The 23,255-nt window shown below is 69.2% G+C and carries 18 protein-coding genes; 1 reads left to right on the top strand and 17 read right to left on the bottom strand.

Annotated features, from left to right (window positions below; genetic code table 11):
- Positions 1–17 precede the first annotated feature (17 nt).
- The 16 genes from AC3A3H_RS11375 to AC3A3H_RS11300 all read right to left on the bottom strand — a co-directional run bounded on the left by AC3A3H_RS11375 (position 18) and on the right by AC3A3H_RS11300 (position 21,371).
- Complete coding sequence (locus AC3A3H_RS11375; RefSeq protein WP_487614676.1) at positions 18–827, bottom strand: prepilin peptidase; 810 nt, start codon at positions 825–827, stop codon at positions 18–20.
- Between the two features lie 9 nt (positions 828–836).
- Complete coding sequence (locus tag AC3A3H_RS11370; RefSeq protein WP_487614675.1) at positions 837–2,447, bottom strand: bactofilin family protein; 1,611 nt, start codon at positions 2,445–2,447, stop codon at positions 837–839.
- Entirely contained in the window at positions 2,438–3,049 is a 612-nt protein-coding gene (locus tag AC3A3H_RS11365) for a PulJ/GspJ family protein (RefSeq protein WP_487614674.1), read from the bottom strand. Before AC3A3H_RS11365 ends, AC3A3H_RS11370 begins: the two co-directional genes overlap by 10 nt.
- Positions 3,049–3,468, bottom strand: a complete 420-nt coding sequence (locus AC3A3H_RS11360; RefSeq protein ID WP_487614673.1) for a prepilin-type N-terminal cleavage/methylation domain-containing protein — start codon at positions 3,466–3,468, stop codon at positions 3,049–3,051. The genes AC3A3H_RS11365 and AC3A3H_RS11360 overlap by 1 nt, the downstream gene beginning before the upstream one ends.
- Positions 3,469–3,582: 114 nt before the next feature.
- Positions 3,583–4,068, bottom strand: coding sequence for a type II secretion system protein (locus tag AC3A3H_RS11355; protein ID WP_487614672.1), 486 nt, complete (start codon positions 4,066–4,068; stop codon positions 3,583–3,585).
- Between the two features lie 234 nt (positions 4,069–4,302).
- On the bottom strand, positions 4,303–4,794 hold the full coding sequence (locus AC3A3H_RS11350; protein WP_487614671.1) for a type II secretion system protein: 492 nt from the start codon (positions 4,792–4,794) through the stop codon (positions 4,303–4,305).
- A gap of 154 nt (positions 4,795–4,948) precedes the next feature.
- Positions 4,949–6,178 (bottom strand): type II secretion system F family protein, encoded by a 1,230-nt coding sequence (locus tag AC3A3H_RS11345; RefSeq protein WP_487614670.1) that lies wholly within the window; start codon positions 6,176–6,178, stop codon positions 4,949–4,951.
- Positions 6,178–7,995, bottom strand: a complete 1,818-nt coding sequence (locus tag AC3A3H_RS11340) for a type IV pilus twitching motility protein PilT (RefSeq protein WP_487614669.1) — start codon at positions 7,993–7,995, stop codon at positions 6,178–6,180. The genes AC3A3H_RS11345 and AC3A3H_RS11340 overlap by 1 nt, the downstream gene beginning before the upstream one ends.
- 13 nt (positions 7,996–8,008) lie before the next feature.
- A complete protein-coding gene (locus tag AC3A3H_RS11335) occupies positions 8,009–9,679 on the bottom strand; it encodes a GspE/PulE family protein (RefSeq protein ID WP_487614668.1) in 1,671 nt (556 codons plus the stop codon).
- Between the two features lie 179 nt (positions 9,680–9,858).
- Positions 9,859–10,089, bottom strand: coding sequence for a hypothetical protein (locus AC3A3H_RS11330; RefSeq protein WP_487614667.1), 231 nt, complete (start codon positions 10,087–10,089; stop codon positions 9,859–9,861).
- 89 nt (positions 10,090–10,178) lie between these two features.
- Positions 10,179–14,054: a DNA-directed RNA polymerase subunit beta' gene (gene rpoC, locus AC3A3H_RS11325; RefSeq protein WP_487614666.1), complete on the bottom strand. Its 3,876-nt coding sequence runs from the start codon at positions 14,052–14,054 to the stop codon at positions 10,179–10,181.
- A 50-nt stretch (positions 14,055–14,104) separates the two neighbouring features.
- Complete coding sequence (gene rpoB, locus AC3A3H_RS11320; RefSeq protein WP_487614665.1) at positions 14,105–17,602, bottom strand: DNA-directed RNA polymerase subunit beta; 3,498 nt, start codon at positions 17,600–17,602, stop codon at positions 14,105–14,107.
- 330 nt (positions 17,603–17,932) lie between these two features.
- Positions 17,933–18,964, bottom strand: coding sequence for an SDR family oxidoreductase (locus AC3A3H_RS11315; RefSeq protein ID WP_487614664.1), 1,032 nt, complete (start codon positions 18,962–18,964; stop codon positions 17,933–17,935).
- A 43-nt stretch (positions 18,965–19,007) separates the two neighbouring features.
- Positions 19,008–19,682, bottom strand: a complete 675-nt coding sequence (locus AC3A3H_RS11310; protein ID WP_487614663.1) for a response regulator — start codon at positions 19,680–19,682, stop codon at positions 19,008–19,010.
- Positions 19,679–20,845 carry a sensor histidine kinase gene (locus tag AC3A3H_RS11305; RefSeq protein WP_487614662.1) on the bottom strand — a complete coding sequence of 389 codons (1,167 nt, stop codon included), beginning with the start codon at positions 20,843–20,845 and terminating at the stop codon, positions 19,679–19,681. The genes AC3A3H_RS11310 and AC3A3H_RS11305 overlap by 4 nt, the downstream gene beginning before the upstream one ends.
- Positions 20,846–20,852: 7 nt before the next feature.
- Entirely contained in the window at positions 20,853–21,371 is a 519-nt protein-coding gene (locus AC3A3H_RS11300; protein WP_487614661.1) for a hypothetical protein, read from the bottom strand.
- Between the two features lie 166 nt (positions 21,372–21,537).
- Between AC3A3H_RS11300 and AC3A3H_RS11295 the strand changes: the two genes are divergently transcribed.
- Positions 21,538–22,413, top strand: a complete 876-nt coding sequence (locus AC3A3H_RS11295; protein ID WP_487614660.1) for a spermidine synthase — start codon at positions 21,538–21,540, stop codon at positions 22,411–22,413.
- Positions 22,414–22,434: 21 nt separating this feature from the next.
- On the opposite strand, the gene AC3A3H_RS11290 is transcribed toward AC3A3H_RS11295, so the two are convergent.
- Positions 22,435–23,255 (bottom strand): 5-oxoprolinase subunit C family protein (locus AC3A3H_RS11290; protein ID WP_487614659.1); only part of this gene is annotated, 821 nt, incomplete at its 5' end.

Here is a 23,255-nt window from a genome sequence, read left to right as displayed (position 1 = left end):
TCTCCCTTCCGACGCCATCACTGGACGCCGATCATCGCGAAGTACGACGCGACCACAGCCGCACCGAAGAGGATTCCGACCCACGCGCCTGCGAGCATCCACGGGCCGAAGGGGATGCCTCCGGAGCGTTTCACGCGTTTCGCGGCGAGCAGGGCGACGCTGAAGATCCCGCCGAGCACGAAGGCGGCGAAAGCACCGACGACGAGCTGCGCCCAGCCGGTCCATGCGAGCGCGAAGCCGAGCACGGCGGCGAGTTTGACGTCGCCGAAGCCCATACCGCCAGGCCGGACCAGGGCGAGGACCAAGTAGAAGCTGAAGAGAGCGGCGCCGCCGACCACCGCCTGCACGAGACGCATCCCGTCGCCGTCGGCGACCGCCGCCGACGCGAGCAGCGCGACGACGGCGATGGCCGTCGGGTAGACGATCCGGTCGGGGAGGCGGTGCGTCTCCACGTCGATGATGGCGAGGGCGACACTCACGGCCGCGAGCCACAGGTAGGCGAGCAACTCGAGGACGGTCGCGGCGAGTGGCCGTCCCGGAACGCGGAGCGGACCGAGGAAGGCGAAGGCCACCACCGCGAACAGGAGCGCGGTGCCAAGCTCGACCAGCGGATACCGCACCGGGATGCGCACGCGGCAGTCCCGGCACCGGCCCCGCAGCAGCAACCACGACAGCACGGGGATGTTGTCGTACGGCCGGATGGCGCTATGGCACGACGGGCACGCGCTGGCCGGCCGCAGGATCGAGAGCCCTGCGGGGACGCGGTACACGACCACGTTGAGGAACGACCCGATGAGCGAGCCGAACACGGCGACGACGACGACCATGAGCGGCACCTACCCTGCGATATTCCTGGTCGAGAACACTGTGTCGAGGTGTCCGGGGATGGGCGGCGTCGGCGGGGTGTATGTGCCGTTGTCGAAGTTCACGCCGGGGAGGCCCATCGAGACGAAGTTGAGCGTGTAGCTGTTGTTGAACGAGATGTTCGACGAATAGATCTGGCCCCACCACGTGCTTCCGGAGTTGCTCAGACCGCACGGCGTGTAGATCATGACGGGCGCCGTTGCGTCGTCGTTCACCTGGTTCTCGATCTTGGTCGTGAGGCTCTGAGTCGGGCAGGTCGGTGCGGCGTCCGCCACCGTGTCCGGGGTGATGATGTAGAGCCGGTGGGTGCCGGTGCCGGCTGCGGAGGTGATTGTCATGTTCTTGAGGTCGAACGCGTCGACGATGAGCGCGACATCGCTCTTCAAGGTGATGTTGCTGTTGCTGCCGGTCAGGCTCACCATCCCGGCGGGGCAGGTCGCGTTCGCGCGGACGACGGTCGGGACGAGAGCGGCGTTGATGGCGGCGGCGACCACGGACCCCGTGCACGAGGCCGGGACGGTCTCGGGCCAGAGCGAGTTGTCGGCGTTGGTCCAGTCCGCGTGGTTGTAAGCGAAGTCCACCCAGTTCGGGACGACGGGGGGCGCAGGGGTGACGATGCCGGTCTGATTCTGGAAGACGCGCGACGCCGGCAGGCCCGACCCGGAGACGGAGACGGTGCCGGTCGTCTTGAAGGTGCCCGCCACGGTTCCGGACACGGAGGATGCGCCGCCCGTCGGGCCCGCGATCACGCTTCCGCCGACGCTCCCGGAGATGCTCACCGGCCCGCTCGACGTGACGTTGCCGTAGACCTGCGCGCCGTTGGAGATCGTGACGACCGGCGACGAGGTGCCGGAGGCGTGCACGTTGCCGGTGATGACACTGTTGTTGCCGACCTGCACGGTCGCGGAAGCCCAGAGGTCGCCGTTGATCGTGCAGCCGCTGGGAGAGCGGTAGATGCCGGAGCCCAGGATCACGTCGCCCTGGATGGAGCCGCCGGTCTGGCAGCTCGCGCTGCCGGTCTTGAACTCGATACCAGGGCTCGTCGTTCCGCTCTGGGTGATCGTCAGGTTGGTGATCGTGCCGTCGGTGACGCTGTAGCCGTAGACTGCGGCGCCCGACCCTTGGATCGAATGTCCGGGCGTGGTCGGGATGTAGTTGTAGATGGTCTCGACGGTGCGGGTGATTGCTGACCAGGCCGACGCACTCCCCACCGAGACGATCTTGACCTTGTTGACATCGCTGGCGTTGGAGGGGCAGCCGGTGATCCAGGTCGTGCCGGTGATGGTGCGCTGATAGGCGAGGGACACCGAATACTTCGGCGTGGTGCTGCTGGTGTAGGGCAGCGTGCAGTTCCCTTGGGACATCTGCGCCGCGACGACTGCGACGCCTGCCTGAGCGGCCGCCTGCGCCTGGATCGCGGCGCGACTCGTGTCGCTGTAGCGGAACGAGGTCACGACCATGCTGCTGCCGAGCAGCAGGAACGCCATGAGCACAGCGGCCAGGCCGACGACGGCGACGAGCGCGCCGCCCCGGTCATCGCCACGACGGGGCAGGCGGACAGCAAGGCGACGGATCAGAAGCATGGCGCGCTCACAGGGGTCGTGTTCGGGATGTGGACGGTCGTCTCGATGTGGACGGCTTTCTGCGAGCCGTTGACCACGTCGAACTTGAGGTCCACGCGGGTGCCGTTCGGAGTGGCGAAGACAGTAGACGCCTGTGCGGCGGAGACGTTGGCGCCCAGGCCGCTGCCGATGAGTTCCCAGGTGGAGTCGGGCGTGCCTGTCGGCATCGTGATCGCCGCCGCCGGGAAGACCTTCTTGACGTAGATGGCGCCACCGCCTGCCGGGTTGTAGTACCAGGCGGCGCAGCCGACGGAGGCGCTCGCCTGCGTCGGGTCGCTCGCCGCGGTCATCGAGTACACACGCGCCTGCAGGAGCTGGGCGCCGGAGACGGAGTCCGTGGTCACGGTCACCGCTGTCGCGTTCGCGACGCCTTGGGTCACCGAGCGGGAGACGAGCTGGCCGAGCGTCGCCGACGCCGTGGCCGCCTTCGTGCCGGCCTGCGCCTTGTTGGAGCTGATGAGCAGGCCGCCGACAGCGACGAGGACGAGGATCGTGAGCGCCGAGGCGACGATGAGTTCGATCAGCGTGAAGCCGCTCTCCGCCTGCTCAGTCTCGCGCCGCATCATGACGCGGCCTTGAGGAGGACGATAGTGGTCGCCGAGGCGAGGACGGTCGAGCTCCCGGTCTGCGTCACCGTCACCTGCACCTGGATGGTGCTGGGATACGTCGAGGGGCACGGGAGGCTGACGGTGCGCCGCGGCTGGAGGCTCACTCCGCGGGCGTCGACCACCGGGGCGACGGTCTCGGACTGGTAGGCCTGGAGCGCCGCGCAGGTAGAGGCGCGGCTCTGCGCGTCGTCGACCTGCTGGCCGACGAGCTGGCTCGCCAGCGCGATGGTGGTATTCGTGGAGGTGGCCCGCATCTGGGCGACCAACGCCGGGATCAGAGCCAGCGCGACGACGACCAGCAGCAGCATGGCGACCATCACTTCGATCAGTGTGAATCCGGCGTCGTCTCGGTCGAGGCGGAAAGGCTTCTTCACGGGTTCACCTCCCTTCGATTTCGGGTCTCTCGGGGTGGGGCTAGGAGTTGCGCCTAGAAAGGCGAATGCCGGGTGGACGGCCGAGCGAGTCGCGGCCGTCCACCCGGGAGGGCGTTACGGGGCGGTGCAGGTGTTGGGGAGCGGGTTGGTCGTCGTCACCTTGGTCGCGCCGGAGGAGTCGGTCGCGTAGAACACGGTGTTGCCGGAGCTGGTGCTCTTTGCTGCGACGCAGAACGCGCTTCCAGAGGAGGCGGGCAGGTAGCTCAGGCTGGCGGTGTTGTTGCTCTGGCTGGCGCCCGCCGTCTTGGCGTTCGCGGTCGGAGCGCCACTCACGACGACGTCGGTCGCGGCCGGGAGTGCGCCGGTGCTCGTCTGCATGCTGACGACGGCGGTCTTCAGGTTGACGACATCGGACTGAGCCGAGCTGTCCTTGGCGTTGTCCTGGATGCCCAGGTACACGGGGATCGCGATCGCGGCGAGGATGCCGATGATGATCACGACGACGAGGAGTTCGATGAGGGTGAAGCCCTTCTCGGCCTCCTCGCCCTGCAGGAGGGCCTTACGGCGGTCGTTCAGCTTGCCCATGAGTCGGAAGTACATTGCAGTTCCATTCGGTCGGATTGGCGGGGAGACCAGGCCCGCGAGTCCTGCCCGGTCGGCTTTGATGCTAATTCGCGGCAAATTCACAAGATAATCCCGCGAGTGGGGGGTATTTCGTATTTCGTTGACCCCAGTTAGGGGCTGGCACCGGCGCGTCGGATCGCCCCGCTGCGGCCAGGACAGCGAAAACCGGATGGACGGCTGCAGACGCAGCCATCCATCCGGCAGACGGTGTTACGGGGCGGTGCAGCCGCTGGGGAGCGAGTTGGTCGTCGTCACCTTGGTCGCGCCGGAGGAGTCGGTCGCGTAGAAGACGGTGTTGCCGGAGCTGCCGCTCTTCGCTGCGACGCAGAAGGCGTTGCCGGTGAACGCGTAGCTGAGACTCACGGTGTTGTTGCTCTTGCTGGCACCGGCGGTCGAGGCCGCCGATGTCGGAGCACCGCTCGCGATGACCGTGCCTGCGGCTGGCAACGAGCCCGTGCTGGTCTGCATGCTGACGACGGCGGTCTTCAGGTTGACCACGTCGGACTGCGCGGACGCGTCCTTGGCGTTGTCCTGGATGCCCAGGTACACGGGGATCGCGATCGCGGCGAGGATGCCGATGATGATCACGACGACGAGGAGTTCGATGAGGGTGAAGCCCTTCTCGGCCTCCTCGCCCTGCAGGAGGGCCTTACGACGGTCGTTCAGCTTGCCCATGAGTCGGAAGTACATTGCAGTGTCCATTCGGTCGGGTGTCGGGAGACCGGGCTAGGAGTCTTCCCGATCGAGCCCGATGCTATTTCTGAGGAAAGATGCAAGATAATCCCGCATGTGGGGGGTATTTATCATACTTGTGGCCCCAGTTGAGGGGCTTTCGGGCGGAGATCCACCCTGCGCCCTAGTGGATGAGCGTCGCGATCTGGAAGATCGGCATGTAGAGCGCGATGATCATGCCGCCGATCACGACGCCCAAGAAGGCGATCAGAAGCGGCTCGATGAGAGACGTCAACGCCTCGGTCATGGACTCGACCTCGTTGTCGTAGAAGACCGCGATCTTGTCCAGCATGGTCTCCAGCGAACCGGCATCCTCGCCCACAGCGATCATCTGGGTGACCATCGGCGGGAAGACGTCGACACGCGACATCGGCTTGGCGATGGACTCGCCCTTGCGCACGGAGTCCGCGACCTCCTCCAGGGCGTTCTGGATGACCCAGTTGCCGGAAGTCGCGCCGACGATGTGCAGGGCCTGCAGGATCGGCACGCCCGCGCCGATCATGTTCGACAGGTTCTTGGAGAACCGCGCGATGGCGATCTTCTTATTGAGCGCGCCGAACACCGGGATCCGGAACCGGATCGGGTCGGTGTGCTTCCGGACGTTCTCGTTGTTCTTGTTGACGCGCCACCACATCCAGCTGCCGATGATAAGGACGGCCAGCAGCGGGCCGAGCCAGACCATCGCGGCGGACAGGTTCACCAGGATCTGTGTCGGCAGCGGAAGCTGACCGCCCAGGCTCTGGAACATGTTCTTGAAGATCGGGACGATGAAGATCAACATGATGACGACGGAGACAAGCGACATCACCAGCACGACGACCGGATACGTCATCGCCGACTTGATCGTGGCTCGGAGCTTCACTTCCTTCTCGAAGTTCTCCGCGACCGACGACAGCGCGCTGTCGAGGAACCCGCCGGTCTCACCGGCCCGCACCATGCTGATCATCAGCGGTGGGAAGTCCACGTCGTGCTTGGCCATCGCCGCCGACAGCGACGTGCCGTCCTCCACGTCGTCGCGCACCTGGCCGAGGATCTCCTTCAGCCGCTTGGAGTCGGTCTGGTCGGCCAGGATGTTCAGCGTGCGCAGCAGCGACAGGCCCGAGCCGATCATGGTCGCCATCTGGCGGCTCATCACGGCGAGGTCCTTCAGCTTCACGACCTTCTTGAAGCCCGGGATCGAGAGCTCCTTCTGGAGTCCCGTTCCGGCCGAGGACTCCTGGATGGAGACTGGGCTGAGGCCCATCGCGCGCAGGCGGACGACCACGGCGCCCTCGCTGGGGGCGTCGAGCTTGCCCTTGACGAGCTTTCCCCCGGTGGTGCGGCCCGCGTACGCGAAGGTCGCCGAGCCGACCATCAGCGCACCGTCCCCGAGTAGCGGTCGCCGAAGTCGGGGCCGCTCTCGGCGATGGCCCACGCGGAGGCCGCCGTCGGCGACTCCACGCGCTGGATGAGGCGGTCGAGGCCCTGCGAGTCGTGCGCCTTCTCGAACGCGGCGGCGCGCGTTATCTGGCCCGAGTCGACGAGGTCGGCGAGGTGCTGGTCCATGGTGTGCATCCCGAGGTCGCGGCCCGCTTGCATCATGGAGCCGATCTGGTAGGTCTTGCCCTCGCGGATGAGGTTCGCGATGGCCGGCGTCGTCAGCATGACCTCGGTCGCGACGGCGCGGCCGCGGCCGGACGCCTTCTTGACGAGGGTCTGACAGATGACGCCCTGGAGCGTCGCGGCGAGCTGGGCGCGCACCTGCTGCTGCTGGTGCGGCGGGAACACGTCGATCACTCGGTCGATGGTCTGCGGCGCGTCCTGCGTGTGCAGGGTGGCGAACACCAGGTGGCCGGTCTCGGCGGCGGTGAGGGCGACCGAGATGGTCTCCAGGTCGCGGAGCTCACCGATCAGGATGACGTCGGGGTCCTGGCGCAGGACGTGCTTCAAGGCGTTGTTGAAGCTGTGCGTGTCGTGCCCCACCTCGCGCTGGTTGACCAGCGCCTTCTTGTGGGTGTGCATGAACTCGATCGGGTCCTCGACCGTCACGATGTGGTCGGCGCGGGTCGTGTTGACGAGGTCGATGAGCGCGGCCAGCGTGGTCGACTTGCCGGAACCAGTCGGGCCGGTGACCAGCACCAGGCCGCGCGGCAGCTGCGAGAGCTTGGAGACGCTCTCCGGGATGCCGAGCTCGTCCAGCCCCTTGATCTCGGTCGGGATGAGACGGAAGGCCGCGCCGACCGCGCCGCGCTGCTGGTACAGGTTGACGCGGAAGCGGGAGTTCGCCGAGATGGTGAACGCGAAGTCGAGCTCGAGCTCCCGCTCGAACGTCACCTTCTGCCGGTCGTCGAGGAGGCTGAACAGGGCCTCCTTCGTCCGCTCGTGGCCCCACGGCTGCGCGCCACCGGCCGGGGTGAGCGCGCCGTCGATGCGGACCATCGGCGGCGCTCCCACCGTCACGTGGAGGTCGGAGGCGCGCAGGTTGACGACCGCGCGCAGGGCGGCGACCAGCTCCTGGTCGGCCGCGGCCAGGGCCTCTCGCTCGGCGGGCGTAAGAGTGTGGAGGTCGTCGTCGGCCTCGTCGGCAGGGGTGGGCGCTCCGGGGGCGGGCGGCGAGACCGCGACCGGTGGGGAGGTCGGGGGCTGGTAGGACGCGTCAGGCTGGTAGGACGCGTCAGGCTGGTAGGCGGGCGTCTCGTACGCGGCGGGCGGCGCGTCGTACGCGGCAGCCGGTGGCTCATACGCGGCGGCGGGCGGCTCGTATGCCGCGGGCGGCTCGTATGCGGCGGGCGGCTCGTAGGCCACGGGCGGCTCGTATGCCGCGGGCGGCTCGTACGCAGCCGCGGGCGCCTGGTACGACGGAGGCTGCGGTTCGTACGAGGGCGACTCGTACCCGCTCGTCGGCGGCGTGTAGGCCGGCGGATCCGCTGGCGCCGGAGTGTACTCGTACCCCGAGGTGGGCGTGTACTCGTATGCGGGCGCTGGCGCCTCGTACGCGGGTTCAGCGGCGGCCGGCGTCGCCTGCGGGGGCAGGAACGAGGTCGGCAGGGTGTCCGAGAACGCGTCGAACGGCCCGGAGACCGGGCGCGCCCAGCCAGGCGCCTCCGGCGGAGTCACCGGGATCTCGTAGATCGGGCGGCCCTCCGCGGCCTTCGCCGCGTTCCAACCCTCGTTCGTCGCGTCCGTTGCCATCTGAACCCCTTCCCTAGGCGACCACACGCAGAATCTCGTCGACCGAGGTCTGTCCGAGCCTGACTTTCTCCCAGCCGTCCTCGCGCAGGGTCAACATCCCCTGCTCGCGGGCGGCACGGCCGATCTCGGCGCTCGAGGCGCGCTCGACGGTGAGCCGCTCGATCTCCTCGCTGACGGCCATGACCTCGTGGACGGCGAGCCGTCCGCGGTAACCGGTGTTCGAGCACGCCTGGCAGCCCACCGGGCCGAAGATGACCGGCGGCTCCGCGTCGGCGTCGACGGCGAAGCGCATGCGGACGAGGTCCTCCGTCTCGTAGGCGAGCGGCTGCTTGCAGCGCTCGCACAGCCGCCGCGCGAGGCGCTGGGCGACCACGCAGTCGAGGGCCGAGCCGACGAGGAACGGCTCGATGTCCATCTCGGTGAGACGGGTCACGGCGCTAGGAGCATCGTTCGTGTGCAAGGTGGAGAGCACCAGGTGGCCGGTGAGCGACGCCTCGATCGCGATCTGCGCCGTCTCGTGGTCACGGATCTCGCCCAGCAGCACCACGTCCGGGTCGCTGCGGAGGATGCTGCGCAGCGCGCTCGCGAAGGTGAGACCCGCCTTCGGGTTCACCTGCACCTGGTTGATCCCGGGCATCCGGTACTCGACCGGGTCCTCGACGGTGATGACGTTGATCTCCGGCTTGGAGACGGCGTTCAGCGTCGTGTACAGCGTGGTCGACTTGCCGGAGCCCGTGGGGCCGGTGACCAGGATCATCCCGTACGGCTTGGAGTACGCGGTCTGGAAGGTCTCCAGGTTGCGGCCCAGCAGATTGAGGTCCCGCAGCGTGAGCGAGGTGTTGGTGTTGTCGAGGATGCGCATGACGACCTTCTCGCCCCACACCGTGGGGAGGGTCGCGACGCGCAGGTCGATCTGGCGGCCGCCGTGTACCACCGACATGCGGCCGTCCTGCGGCTTCCGCCGTTCGGCGATGTCGATGTCGCTCATGATCTTGAGGCGGGAGATGACGCCGTTCTGCACGGTCTTGGGCGCGGACTGCATCTCGTGCAGCACACCGTCGATGCGGTATCGCACGCGGAGGCTGTGCTCCCCCGGCTCGATGTGGATGTCGGAGGCGCGGTCCTGGATGGCCTGGCTGACGATCAGGTTCACGAAGCGCACGATCGGCGCCTCGTCGTCGGCCAGCTCGTCGGTGATCGCCGCCGAGCTCAACTCCTCGGGGGCGGCCTCGTCCTCGAGCGTCGTGGTCAGGTCGTTGAGCTCGTCGTCGGCCCGGATGTACCGGTCGATGGCGGCGGCGAGGTCGGCCGGCTCCGCCACGACAGCGACGATGGGCATCCGGGCGGCGGCGCGGACGTCGTCCAGCGCCAGCACGTCGCCGGGGTCGGCGGACGCCAGCAGCAGCGCCCCGTCCACGACGCCGATCGGCAGCACGTTGTGCCGCTTGCAGATCGCGCCGTTCACGAGTGCGACGGCCGTACGGTCGACGGGATAGTCGACCAGCTCGACGAAGGGCGCACCAGCCTGGGCCGCGCGGGCGCGTGCGAGCTGGAGCGGTGTGATTGCGCCGCGCTCGATCAGCTCGCGCACGACGGACTCCTCCGACGCCGGCTCACTCACCGAGTCGAGGTACTCGATGGGCAGGTGGCCGTGAAGGATGAGGATCTCGGTCATGGACGCCACGGGGGACCTCCTCGGATAGCAGGCCTACCGATGTCGGGTCACCGGCAGAGCGTCGCCGTCGCCCGGGCGAGAGTCCGGAAGGGGCGAAGCCCTGTCACCCTAACTTCCGCTGAGGCTCGCTCAACAGTCCCGCTTGCGGGTGCCCCATCAACGGGGGCCACCGAGCCCCTGCGCCGGGATCAGCGCCGGCGGAGGTCGCCGCGGCGGCTCGCCAGGTAGACGAGGACGCCGGCCAGGACGGCGCAGCCCATCGTCGTCGCCCAGAACGGGAGCATGCCCGCGGCGTGGCCGGAGACGGCCTGCGCGATGCCGACGACGAAGCTCACCACGGCCACGACGAGCGCGACGGCGGCGAAGCCGACCATCGAACGGCCGACCGTGTCCGTGTACTGCAGCAGCTGTCTCCACACCGTTCTATTGTCGCGTACGTGTGAGCGCGGGAACGACGAAGGCCCCCGGCATGCGCCGGGGGCCTTCGTGGTACGGACTACCTACGAACTCAGTTGTAGGTGCCCGGGGTGTAGTCGTCCGAGCTGAAGCTGTCGAAGTCGACGAAGCTCAGGTCGTTCTCGCTGAACGCGGAGTCGTCGGCGAAGATGCGGTTGGGGTACCGCTCCGCCTTGGCCTCCTCCGTCGCCTCCACCGAGACGTTCCGGTAGCGGGACAGGCCCGTGCCGGCCGGGATGAGCTTACCGATGATGACGTTCTCCTTGAGACCGATCAGCGGGTCGGACTTGCCCTCCATGGCCGCCTGCGTCAGGACGCGGGTGGTCTCCTGGAAGGACGCGGCCGACAGCCACGACTCGGTCGCCAGCGAGGCCTTGGTGATACCCATGACCTCCTGACGGGCGGACGCCGTCTTCTTGCCCTCGGTCAGCGCAGCGCGGTTGATCTCGTTGTACTTCGACCGGTCGACGAGCTCACCCGGCAGCAGGTCGGTGTCGCCGTGGTCGACGACGGTGACCTTGCGGAGCATCTGACGGACGATGACCTCGATGTGCTTGTCGTGGATCGGCACGCCCTGCGAGCGGTAGACGCCCTGGACGCCGCCCACCAGGTGCTTCTGCACCTCGCGGACGCCCTTGACCCGGAGGACCTCCTTCGGGTCGACGGTGCCGACGATCAGCTGCTGGCCGAGCTCGACGTGCTGGCCGTCCTCCACCAGGAGGGTCGAGCGCTTCAGCACCGGGTAGACGTGCGGCTCGTCGCCGCTGTCCGGGGTCAGGATGACCTTGCGGGACTTGTCCGTCTCCTCGATGACGATGCGGCCGGCGGCCTCGGCGATCGGGGACGCACCCTTGGGGGTGCGCGCCTCGAACAGCTCCTGCACGCGCGGCAGACCCTGGGTGATGTCGTCCGCGGAGGCCGAACCACCGGTGTGGAAGGTACGCATCGTCAGCTGCGTGCCGGGCTCACCGATCGACTGGGCGGCGATGATGCCGACCGCCTCGCCGATGTCCACCAGCTTGCCGGTCGCGAGCGAACGGCCGTAGCAGGCGGCGCAGACGCCGACCGCCGACTCGCAGGTGAGCACCGAGCGGACCTTGATGTCGGTCACGCCGGCGGCCACCAGCTTGTCGATGAGCACGTCGCCCACGTCCTCGCCGGCGTTCGCCACGACGGAGCCGTCGGAACCGACCGCCTCGGACGCGAGGGTCCGCGCGAACACGGAGTTCTCGACGTTCGGGTCGCGGGTGAGGACGCCGTCGGCGCCCACGGTCGCGATCGGCAGTTCGAGGCCCTTGGTCGTGCCGCAGTCGTCCTCGCGGATGATGACATCCTGCGAGACGTCCACCAGACGACGGGTCAGGTAGCCCGAGTCGGCCGTACGGAGAGCCGTGTCGGCCAGACCCTTACGGGCACCGTGCGTCGCGATGAAGTACTCCGCCACCGACAGCCCCTCGCGGTACGAGGAGATGATCGGGCGCGGGATGATCTCACCCTTCGGGTTGTTCACCAGACCACGCATACCGGCGATGTTGCGCACCTGCAGCCAGTTACCACGGGCGCCCGACGTCACCATGCGGTTGATGGTGTTGTCGGCCGGGAAGTTGGCGCGCATGGCCTCGGCCACCTCGTTGGTCGCCTCGGTCCAGATCTTCACCAGCTCCTGGCGACGCTCGAGGTCGGTCGTGAGACCCTTCTCGAACTCCGCCGTGATCTTGGCTGCCTTCTTCTCGTAGCCGGCCACGATCTGCGCCTTGTTCGGCGGGGTCAGGATGTCGCTCAGCGACACCGTGACGCCCGAGCGGGTGCCCCAGTAGAAGCCGGCGTCCTTGATCCGGTCGAGCGCCGCGGCGACCTCCACCTTCGGGTAGCGCTCCGCCAGGGCGTTGACGATCGACGAGATCTGGCCCTTGTCGGCGACCTCCTCCACGTAGGGGTAGTCCGCCGGCAGCGCCTCGTTGAAGAGGGCGCGGCCGAGCGTGGTCTCCACGATCGCGGTGACGGGCTGCGCGCCGGTGTCGGCCGCGTCGGACGGCACGTAGTCGTCCAGGCGGATCTTCACCTTGGCGTTGAGGTGCAGCGAGCCCTGGTCCTTCGCGAGGATCGCCTCGGAGACCGAGGAGAACGCGCGACCCTCGCCCACGGCGCCCTCGCGGACGGTGGTGAGGTGGTGCAGACCGATGATCATGTCCTGCGAGGGCAGGGTGACCGGGCGGCCGTCGGACGGCTTCAGGATGTTGTTCGAGGCGAGCATCAGGATGCGGGCCTCGGCCTGGGCCTCCACCGACAGCGGAAGGTGCACGGCCATCTGGTCGCCGTCGAAGTCCGCGTTGAAGGCGGCGCACACCAGCGGGTGGAGCTGGATGGCCTTGCCCTCGACGAGCTGCGGCTCGAAGGCCTGGATGCCGAGACGGTGCAGGGTGGGAGCGCGGTTCAGCAGGACGGGGCGCTCGCGGATGATCTCCTCGAGGACGTCCCAGACCTGCGGGCGCGAACGCTCCACCATGCGCTTGGCGGCCTTGATGTTCTGAGCGTGGCTCAGGTCGATCAGGCGCTTGATCACGAACGGCTTGAACAGCTCCAGCGCCATCTGCTTGGGCAGACCGCACTGGTGCAGCTTGAGCTGCGGACCCACGATGATGACCGAACGGCCCGAGTAGTCCACGCGCTTGCCGAGCAGGTTCTGGCGGAACCGGCCCTGCTTGCCCTTCAGCATGTCGCTGAGGGACTTGAGCGCGCGGTTGCCGGTGCCCGTGACCGGGCGGCCGCGGCGACCGTTGTCGAACAGCGCGTCGACGGCCTCCTGGAGCATGCGCTTCTCGTTGTTCACGATGATCTCGGGAGCACCGAGGTCGAGCAGGCGGCGGAGACGGTTGTTGCGGTTGATCACACGACGGTAGAGGTCGTTCAGGTCGGAGGTCGCGAAGCGGCCACCGTCGAGCTGGACCATCGGGCGCAGCTCCGGCGGGATGACCGGGACGACGTCCAGGACCATCGCGGCCGGCGAGTTGCCGGTCGCGAGGAACGACGACACCACGCGCAGGCGCTTGATGGCGCGGATCTTCTTCTGGCCCTTGCCGTTCGCGATCTGCTCGCGGAGCAGCTCGGCCTCAGCGGTCAGGTCGAACGCCAGCAGGCGGCGCTTGATCGCCTCGGCGCCCATGAACGCCTCGAAGTACAGCCCGTAGCGGTCCACGAGCTCGTTGAAGTCCGCGTCCTCCGGCTTGAGGTCGCCGACCTTGAGGGTGCGGAACGACTCCCACACGCGCTCCAGGCGGGCGATGTCCTCGTCGTAGGACTTGCGGATCTGGCCCATCTCCTTCTCGGAGGTGTCCTTGACGCGACGCTTCTGGTCGGCCTTGGCACCTTCCTCCTCGAGGGCGGCGAGATCGGTCTCCAGGCGCTGCAGACGCTCGGCGACGCGGGCGTCGCGCTGGTCGGCCAGCGTCTTGATCTCCAGGCGCAGCTCGTTCTCGAGGCCGGGGAGGTCGGCGTGACGGCCGTCCTCGTCCACCTCGATCACCATGTAGGCGGCGAAGTAGATGACCTTCTCGAGGTCCTTCGGCGCCATGTCGAGCAGGTAGCCGAGACGGCTGGGCACACCCTTGAAGTACCAGATGTGCGTGACCGGCGCGGCCAGCTCGATGTGGCCCATGCGCTCGCGGCGGACGGAGGACTTGGTGACCTCCACGCCGCAGCGCTCGCACACGATGCCCTTGAACCGGACGCGCTTGTACTTGCCGCACGAGCACTCCCAGTCGCGGGACGGGCCGAAGATCTGCTCTCCGAAGAGGCCGTCCTTCTCGGGCTTCAGCGTGCGGTAGTTGATCGTCTCGGGCTTCTTGACCTCGCCGTAGCTCCAGCGACGGATGTCGTCGGCGGTGGCCAGGCCGATACGCAGCTCATCGAAAGTTGTCGATTCGAGCAATGTTTCACTCTCTCCTGTAGAAGATTCGTCAGTTGGGTCTGGCTACCGGGTCAGATCTCGTCGATCGACGACGACTCGAACCGGGAGGAGATGTTGATGCCGAGCTCTTCCGCAGCGCGGAAGGCCTCGTCGTCGGCGTCGCGCAGACTGACCGTCTGGCCGTCGGCCGAGAGGACCTCCACGTTCAGGCAGAGGGACTGCATCTCCTTGATGAGGACCTTGAAGGACTCCGGGATGCCCGGCTCCTGGATGTTCTCACCCTTGACGATGGCCTCGTAGACCTTGACGCGACCGAGGATGTCATCCGACTTGATGGTCAGGAGCTCCTGGAGCGCGTACGCGGCTCCATAGGCCTCGAGGGCCCACACCTCCATCTCACCGAAGCGCTGGCCACCGAACTGCGCCTTACCACCGAGCGGCTGCTGGGTGATCATCGAGTACGGGCCGGTCGAACGCGCGTGGATCTTGTCGTCGACCAGGTGGTGCAGCTTCAGGATGTACATGTAGCCGACCGACACCGGGTCCGGGTAGGGCTCGCCGGAACGGCCGTCGAACAGCTGCGTCTTGCCGGACGAGCCGATCAGGCGGTCGCCGTCGCGCGTCGGGAGGGTGGCGTCGAGCAGGCCGGCGATCTCCTCCTCCTTCGCACCGTCGAACACCGGGGTCGCGACCTTGGTGTTCGGGGCGGCGCTGAACGCGGCCTCGGGGAGGTCGGTGGCCCACTTGGGCTTGCCCTTGATCTCCCAGCCGTTCTTGGCGATCCAGCCGAGGTGGATCTCCAGGACCTGACCGAAGTTCATTCGTCCGGGGACACCCAGCGGGTTCAGGATGACGTCGACCGGCGTGCCGTCCGCGAGGAACGGCATGTCCTCGACCGGAAGGATCTTGGAGATGACGCCCTTGTTGCCGTGACGGCCGGCGAGCTTGTCGCCCGCGGTGATCTTGCGCTTCTGGGCGATGTAGACCACGACGCGCTGGTTGACGCCGGAGCCGAGCTCGTCGTCGCCGTCCTGCGAGTCGAAGACCTTGACGCCGATGATCGTGCCCTCTTCACCGTGAGGAACCTTGAGCGAGGTGTCGCGCACCTCGCGGCTCTTCTCGTTGAAGATCGCGCGGAGCAGGCGCTCCTCGGCCGACAGCTCGGTCTCGCCCTTCGGGGTGACCTTGCCGACGAGGATGTCGCCGGGGCGGACCTCGGCGCCGATGCGGATGATGCCGCGCTCGTCGAGGTCGGCCAGGAGGTCCGGGCTGACGTTCGGCAGGTCGCGGGTGATCTCCTCCTTGCCGAGCTTGGTGTCGCGGGCGTCGACCTCGTACTCCTCGATGTGGATCGAGGAGAGGGTGTCGTCCTTCACCAGGTTCTGGCTGAGGATGATCGCGTCCTCGAAGTTGTGACCCTCCCACGGCATGAACGCCACGAGCAGGTTCTTGCCGAGCGCGAGCTCGCCGTTCTCGGTGGCGGGGCCGTCGGCGACGACCTCTCCGGCCTCGATGCGGTCGCCCTCGTCCACGACCACGCGGTGGTTGTAGGACGTGCCCTGGTTGGAGCGGTCGAACTTGCGCAGGTAGTAGGACTTGACCGTGCCGTCGTCGGCCTGGACCGTGACGGCGTCGGCGGAGACCTCGGTGACCACACCGGACTTCTCGGCGGTGACCACGTCACCGGCGTCGATGGCCGCGTAGCCCTCCATACCGGTTCCGACGACCGGGCTCTCCGAGCGGAGCAGCGGCACCGCCTGGCGCTGCATGTTCGCACCCATGAGGGCTCGGTTGGCGTCGTCGTGCTCGAGGAACGGGATGAGCGAGGTGCCCACCGAGACCATCTGGCGCGGGGAGACGTCCATGTAGCCGATCTCCTCGGCGGGGATCAGGTCGACCTCGCCGCCCTTCTGACGGGCGAGCACGCGCTCCTCGGTGAAGTGGCCGCTCGGGTCGAGCGGGGCGTTGGCCTGCGCGACGACGAAGTCGTCCTCCTCGGAGGCGGTCAGGTAGTCGATCTGGTCGGTGACCCGGCCCTCGACGACCTTGCGGTACGGCGTCTCGATGAAGCCGAACGAGTTGATCCGCGCGAACGACGCGAGAGAGCCGATCAGACCGATGTTCGGGCCTTCCGGCGTCTCGATCGGGCACATGCGGCCGTAGTGCGACGGGTGGACGTCACGGACCTCGACGCCCGCGCGCTCACGACTCAGACCACCCGGGCCCAGCGCCGACAGGCGGCGCTTGTGGGTCAGGCCCGCGAGCGGGTTGTTCTGGTCCATGAACTGCGAGAGCTGCGAGGTGCCGAAGAACTCCTTGATCGCCGCGACGACGGGTCGCACGTTGATCAGGGTCTGCGGGGTGATCGCCTCGATGTCCTGCGTGGTCATGCGCTCGCGGACGACGCGCTCCATGCGGCTCAGGCCCGTGCGGACCTGGTTCTGGATGAGCTCGCCGACGGCGCGGATGCGACGGTTGCCGAAGTGGTCGATGTCGTCGGTGTCGAGACGGATGTTGGTCTCGACGCCGCCGCGCAGGCCCCGGAAGGTGGTCTGGCCGTCGTGCAGGGAGACCAGGTACTTGATCGTCGCGATGATGTCCTGGACGGTCAGCACCGAGTCCGACAGCGGGGCCTCGAGGCCGAGCTTGCGGTTGATCTTGTAACGGCCGACCTTGGCGAGGTCGTAGCGCTTCGGGTTGAAGTAGAAGTTGTCCAGCAGCGCACGCGCGGCCTCGGCGGCGACCTGCTCGCCCGGACGCAGCTTGCGGTAGATGTCCTTCAGCGCCTCCTCCTTGGTGAGGATGGCGTCCTTCTCGAGGGTCAGCTCGATCGACTGGAAGCCGGCGAACTCGGCGAGGATCTCCTCGCTGGTGAGCCCGAGGGCCTTCAGGAACACGGTGACGGACTGCTTGCGCTTGCGGTCGATGCGGACGCCGACCTGGTCGCGCTTGTCGATCTCGAACTCGAGCCACGCACCGCGGCTCGGGATGATGCGCGCCGAGTAGATGTCCTTGTCGGAGGTCTTGTCGGCGGCGGCCTCGAAGTAGACGCCCGGCGAGCGGACGAGCTGGGAGACGACGACACGCTCGGTGCCGTTGATGATGAAGGTTCCGCGCTCGGTCATGAGCGGGAAGTCGCCCATGAAGACCGTCTGGGTCTTGATCTCACCGGTGAGGTGGTTCATGAACTCGGCCTCGACGTAGAGCGGGGCCGCGTAGGTCTTGCCCTTCTCCTTGCACTCGTCGATCGAGTACTTCTTCTCCTCGAGGAACGGGTTCGTGAATGAGAGCTGCATGGTCTCGCCGAGGTCCTCGATGGGCGAGATCTCCTCGAAGATCTCCTCGAGGCCCGTGTTGGCGGGCAGATCTTGGCGACCCTGGGCCTCGGCCTCCACGACGCGTGCCTTCCACGCGTCGTTTCCGACCAGCCAGTCGAAGCTCTCCGTCTGCAATGCGAGCAGATCGGGAACAGTGAGGGTGTCCGTGATCTTGGCGAACGAAAGACGAGATGCGGCTCGTCCGTTCTTGGGTGTCTTGTCAGTGTTGGTTGCGTTGCGCGCAGCAGCCAAGGAAATAACCTCCGTGGGCCCCGTCGGGCCAGTTACTGTCGGTCGAGATGTGGTTTTGTGAGGGACGAGGACTCCCAGACACGTCGCGTGCCGCCGTATCTGACCCGGTGAACCGGGCCCAGACGCGCGCGAGTTGAGTCAGAGCCGACCGCAATATGAAGGCAAGGGTGTGCGTGGGAGCGCAAAGAACCACTATATGTCAAACTGACGCGCCGTGTCCAGTCTTTTCTTGACCGGAGGCGCAGTCTCGGTGTATAACCGCGCGGAGCGGCAGGTATTCCCGGTTATCGGCGCTGATCCGCGGGCCGATTCTCGCGGGAGATTGTCAGGCTAGTGCAGCCGCGGCGGGAGCGAGTCGACCGTCGCAGTGACGGCCTCCTCGCGGGAGCGCGGGCGCCAGCCGAGCAGCGTTCGGGCCTTGGCCGACGAGCCGTTGCGGTAGACGCCGATGTCCGGCAAGGATCCGCGCACCCGGCGGCTGAACGGGGCGGCGGCCTTCAGCACCCACGACGGCATCACGCCGGTGCGCACGCGGTCGCCGGCCGGCGAGCCGAGGTGGCCGCGGATGATGAGGGCGAGCTCCGATGCGCTGAGGGCGTCGCCCGCGGTGGCGAGGAAGCGCTCGCCCGCGGCCTCCGGGCGGGTCATGGCGAGCAGGTGGAGGCCGGCGACGTCGCGCACGTCCACGACTCCGAAGTAGACGTCGGGCAGGCGCGGGAGGCGGCCCTCCCGCACGAGCCGCACCAGCTCGACCGAGCTGGAATAGTCGGGGCCGAGCACCGGGCCGAGGACGCCGACGGGGTTCACGGTGGCCAGCTGGAGGGCGCCGCCCTCCTTCGCGATGAAGTCCCAGGCGGCATGCTCGGCGAGGGTCTTCGAGCGGACGTACGCGCTGATCGGGCGGCCGCTGTCGAGCTCGGTCCAGTCCACCTCGGTGAACGGCTGGCGGCTCGGGGCGTGGCCGTAGCCGATCGCGGCGAACGAGGAGGTCAGCACGACGCGCTCCACACCGGCGTCGCGGGAAGCGCGGAGCACGCGCAGGGCGCCCTCCCTCGCCGGCCGCACCAGCTCGTCCGGGTCCTTCGGCTCGGTCATCGGGAACGGCGACGCCACGTGCAGCACGTACCGGCAGCCCGCGACGGCGTCCGCCCAGCCGGCGTCGTCCAGGAGGTCGGCCACGGCGAACTCCAGGCGGTCGCCCGCATCTTCGATTCCTCCGGCGGCCAGCTGTGACCGCACGTCCGCGGCGCGCTGCGGCGAGCGGATCGTCGTCCTGACCGAGTAGCCCGCCTCCAGCAGCGCGAGCACGCAGTGCGCCCCCACGAAACCCGAGCCGCCGGTGACGAGTACGCGATCGCTCATGCGCTCCATCCTCCCCCTCCGCGGTCGATGACGCGACTGCCCGCTAGCGGCGGACGAGCGCGATGGCCTGCGCGCGGGAGGTGACCCCGAGCTTGGCGAAGATCGCGTTGATGTGCGTCTTCACCGTGGCGCCGCCGACGAACAGGGCGGCGGCGATCTCGCCGTTGCTGAGGCCGTCGGCCACCAGGCGGAGCACCTCGGCCTCCCGGCGGGTCAGCGTCGGGAAGCGCTCCACGAGCGCGACGGCGGGGTCCTCCGGCGTGACCGGCGCGGCCGAGGTCAGCGAACCGATGATGCGGGCGCCGACCTCCGGTGCGAACGTCGCCTGGCCGCGCGCGACCGCCCGCACGGCGGAGGCCAGCTCGGCGCGTCCGGCGTCCTTGGTGAGGTAGCCGCGGGCGCCGGCGCGCAACGCGGTCAGGATCGAGTCGTCGTCGGCGAAGGTCGTGAGCACGAGCACGGCGCAACCCGGCGCCTCGCGCGCGATCCGCTCGGTGGCGCCGACGCCGTCGAGTACGGGCATGCGCAGGTCCATCAGCACCACGTCGGGACGCTCGGCCACGGCGAGCGCGACCGCCTCCGCTCCGTCGGCCGCGGCGCCCACGACCTCCACGTCGGGCAGCAGGCCGAGTACCGTGACCAGGCCGTCGCGGATGATCGCCTGGTCGTCGGCGACGACGACGCGGATGCGGTCCCCCTGCGCAGCCTCCGCGCTCACGCCAGCCTCGCCTCGGCGGTCACGGTGAACCGGCCGTCGTCCGCGCTCGTGGCCACCGAGCCGCCGAGCGGCAGGGCGGCGAACCGCTCGCGCATGCCCTCGAGGCCGTGGCCGCCTCCGGAGGTCGCCAGCTCGGCGGCGTTCGCCGGGACGGCGGCGGACGGCTCGATCAGTGGCGAGGACACGGTGAGCAGCACCCGATCAGTCTGCCAGGAGAGCACGGCGTCGACGGGTTCGCCCGGCGCGTGCTTGCGCGCGTTGCTCAGCGCCTCCTGCAGAGCGCGCTGCAGGGCGGTCGCCTGGGCGGAGCCGAGCGCCCTCGGTTCGCCGGTCTGCCGGAGCACGGCGCTGCCGCCGAGCGTGCGGTGGGCGGCGACGAGAGCGTCGAGCGTGGCGCCGACCTCGACCGGCGCTACCGTGGTCGTGCCCGGCGCGCCGTCCGGATCGCGCAGTGCGGCGACCGCCCGCCGTGCCTCGGCGAGTCCGTCGGCCGCGAGCCCGCGCGCCGCCACGACGCGTTGCCGGGCGGCCTCGCCGTCCCCGGCCTCCAGCAGCGCGTCCACCGCGTCGAGCTGGATGACCAGCCCGCCGAGGCTGTGCGCGAGCACGTCGTGGAGGTCGCGCGCGATCGCCACCCGCGCGGCCTCCTCGCGCATGGCGAGCTCCCGCTCCCGCAGCAGCGCGCTCTGCTCCTCGGTGAACCGGAACTGCCGGCGGCTGAGACCGGCGAACGCCGCCAGCACGATGCCGGCCATCTCGCCGAGCACCGCGGCGACGGGCGAGCCGAACGGGAGGGCGCCGATGGCGACCAGCGCTGCGGAGACCGCCGCCAGCGCCCCGCCGAGCGGCAGCGGCCACTCCGGGTCCCCCACCAGATAGAGCACCGCCACCGCCGCCGGCACGATCGCGATCCCCTCGGTGGCGGGGGCGGTGAAGGCCCCGGTGACCGCCGAGAGCACGCACAGCACGAGCGCCGTGCGGCGCCGGCCCGCGAAGGAGAGGAACGCCCGGGCGAGCCACGCCGCGACCGAGAACAGCGCGACGACGAGCACCCACACCGGACGCTCCAGGGTGTGGGTGCGCAGCAGTGACAGGCCGACGGCGCCCGCACCGAGAATGTTCAGTACGAGCGCCAGCAGGCCCGGTCTGGTCCAGAAGTCCACGAGACCATCATGCGGCGAGCGCGGCGTGCCGATCGAGACGCGCCGCGAAGACGGCGGTCCGGGCGGCGCGGTTGGCGGCGAAGACCAGGAAGATGACGCCGGTCGCGGTCACCAGGTGCGAGCCGGCCATCGAGGCCAGCACGTCCACACCGACGCGGACGGCGATCACGAGCACCCACAGCACCATCCCGAGCACGCCGGTGCGCGACTCGTAACTCGCGATGTAGCGGGCGTCGCTGCCCAGCTGGACCGGGGACTCCAGAGGACGGAAGTGCGCGATGGCACCCATCCACGCGCCCACGGCGAGGGAGAGCACGAGCTCGCCCGCCACCACGGCGATGTCGAGCAGGGTGACCGCCGACGGCTTCACCTGCTGCACGATCAGCACGATGCCGACCACGGACATGATCGCCGGGAACCGCCACATCTTGGCGATCGACACCGGCCGCCAGGTCAGCTGCCGGTAGCCCACCCAGCAGATCAGCAGCAGGATGAGGAGGGCGTTGGTCAGCGTCTGCACGGTCATGGGTCCGAGTCCTTCCGGCCGGGACGTCCGGCCACTTCTCCAGCGTCGCGGGACGGCCGCCGGATCGGGACCGCCCGGCGGCGGAGACCGGGTGGAGATCGGGTGGAGATCGGGTGGAGGCTGTGGCCCTCAGCGGGCGGAGGCGGGCGCGGCTACGCTGGTCGCCGTGCCACAGAACCCGCTGCTCCCCTCGGTCGTCCTCGCCGAGAGCGGCTACCTCGCCAGCATCGAGCCCGACCGGTTCGTGCCGGGGGCGTTCCAGCTGATCGTCGACGGCACACCGCAATCGCACGTCGACCTCGACGACCCGAGCCGGCTGTTCTTCGAGTACGTGCAGCGGATGGGCAACGTCATCGACCTGATCGGCGAGCCGGGTCAGCCCATCACGGCCGTCCACCTGGGCGCCGGCGCGCTGACACTGCCGCGCTACGTCGCCCACACCCGGCCGGGCTCGCGTCAGCAGGTGGTGGAGCTGGAGAGCCGGCTCGTGGACCTGGTGCGCGAGAACCTGCCGCTGCCGCGCTACGCCCAGATCCGCATCCGGCACGGCGACGCCCGGGAGGTCGTCGGCAAGCTGCCGGCCGGCCTGCGCGGGGAGGTCGACCTGCTGGTGATCGACATCTTCAGCGGTTCGCGCACCCCGGCGCACGTGACGAGCGTGGAGTTCTACCGCTCGGCGGTGTCCCTGCTGAAGCCGGACGGCGTGGTGCTCGTGAACGTCGCCGACGGGCCGCCGCTGACGTTCGCGCGCAGCCAGGTCTCCACGCTCGGCGCCGTGGTGGAGAACGTGGCGGCGCTCGCGGAGACCCAGGTGCTCAAGGGACGCCGGTTCGGGAACGTCGTGCTGGTCGGGTCGGACTCGCCGCTGCCGCTGGAGTGGCTGCCGCGGCTGCTCGCGAGCGGGCCGCATCCCGCCAAGGCCGTCGCCGGCGAGGAGTTGCGCACGTTCGCCGCGGGCGCGCCGATCGTCACGGACGCGACGAGCGTGCCCTCGCCGCCGCCCGCGCGCAGCATCTTCCAGCAGGGCACCCGCCGCGACTGACGTGCAACTGTCGCGTGCGGGTCAGGCGTGCCGGAAGTGGACGGCCTGGCCGGGGCGGAGCTGCGCGAAGGCGTCGAGGGAGCGGGCGGCGACCACGGCGATGACGGGGTAGCCCCCGGTCACCGGGTGGTCGGCGAGCAGCACGGTGGGGCGGCCGTCCGGCGAGACCTGCACGGCGCCCGCGACCATCGGCTCGCTCGGGAGCTCGTCGTGCACGGCGCGCGCGAGCAGCAGCGGCGGCGCCGGGTCCACGCCGCGCGCGTGCGCGGGGAGGTGCGGAGGGTCGAGCCGCACTCCGACCCGGTCGCCGTCGGCGCTGGCCCGCCACTCCACCGCGAAGAAGGCGTCGAGCGCGGCGGGCGTGAACCAGTCGGCACGCGGCCCGCGGTGGGCCCGGACGTCGATCGGGCCGTCGCCGAGGTCGGCGACGGGCACGAAGTCCACGGCGGGCACCGGAGCGGAGGGCTCGGGGCCGAACGGGAGGAGGTCGCCCTCGGCGAGCGGCGCCGGGCCCAGGCCGGACAGGGTGTCGCGCGAGCGGGAGCCGAGCACGGCCTCCACTGCGAAGCCGCCGCGCACCGCGAGATAGCTGCGGACGCCCGCGGCCGGCGCGGCGATCCGCAGCTCCGCACCGCCGGATGCGTGCACCGCGGTGTCGGGGTCGACGGGGTGGCCGTCGAGGGTGACGCGGGACGCCGCTCCCGTCACGGCGAACCAGGCGGGCGACTCGAACCGTGCCGTGAAGCCGCCGAGCAGCAGCTCCAGCCCGGCGGCGTCCGCGGCGTTGCCGACGAGCCGGTTCGCGAGGCCGAGCGCGCCGCGGTCGAGCGCGCCGGACGGGC

Source organism: Leifsonia sp. Soil_N53 (assembly GCF_057655165.1).
This window is presented reverse-complemented; position numbering and strand designations above follow the sequence as displayed.

Bases quoted from the DNA above. Each gene is read 5' to 3' on its own strand.
- AC3A3H_RS11340 (WP_487614669.1), bottom strand. From the start codon at position 7,995: ATGGCAACGGACGCGACGAACGAGGGTTGGAACGCGGCGAAGGCCGCG.
- AC3A3H_RS11315 (WP_487614664.1), bottom strand. From the start codon at position 18,964: ATGAGCGATCGCGTACTCGTCACCGGCGGCTCGGGTTTCGTGGGGGCG.
- AC3A3H_RS11375 (WP_487614676.1), bottom strand. From the start codon at position 827: ATGGTCGTCGTCGTCGCCGTGTTCGGCTCGCTCATCGGGTCGTTCCTC.
- AC3A3H_RS11350 (WP_487614671.1), bottom strand. From the start codon at position 4,794: ATGGACACTGCAATGTACTTCCGACTCATGGGCAAGCTGAACGACCGT.
- AC3A3H_RS11355 (WP_487614672.1), bottom strand. From the start codon at position 4,068: ATGTACTTCCGACTCATGGGCAAGCTGAACGACCGCCGTAAGGCCCTC.
- AC3A3H_RS11365 (WP_487614674.1), bottom strand. From the start codon at position 3,049: ATGCGGCGCGAGACTGAGCAGGCGGAGAGCGGCTTCACGCTGATCGAA.
- AC3A3H_RS11370 (WP_487614675.1), bottom strand. From the start codon at position 2,447: ATGCTTCTGATCCGTCGCCTTGCTGTCCGCCTGCCCCGTCGTGGCGAT.
- AC3A3H_RS11345 (WP_487614670.1), bottom strand. From the start codon at position 6,178: ATGGTCGGCTCGGCGACCTTCGCGTACGCGGGCCGCACCACCGGGGGA.
- AC3A3H_RS11300 (WP_487614661.1), bottom strand. From the start codon at position 21,371: ATGACCGTGCAGACGCTGACCAACGCCCTCCTCATCCTGCTGCTGATC.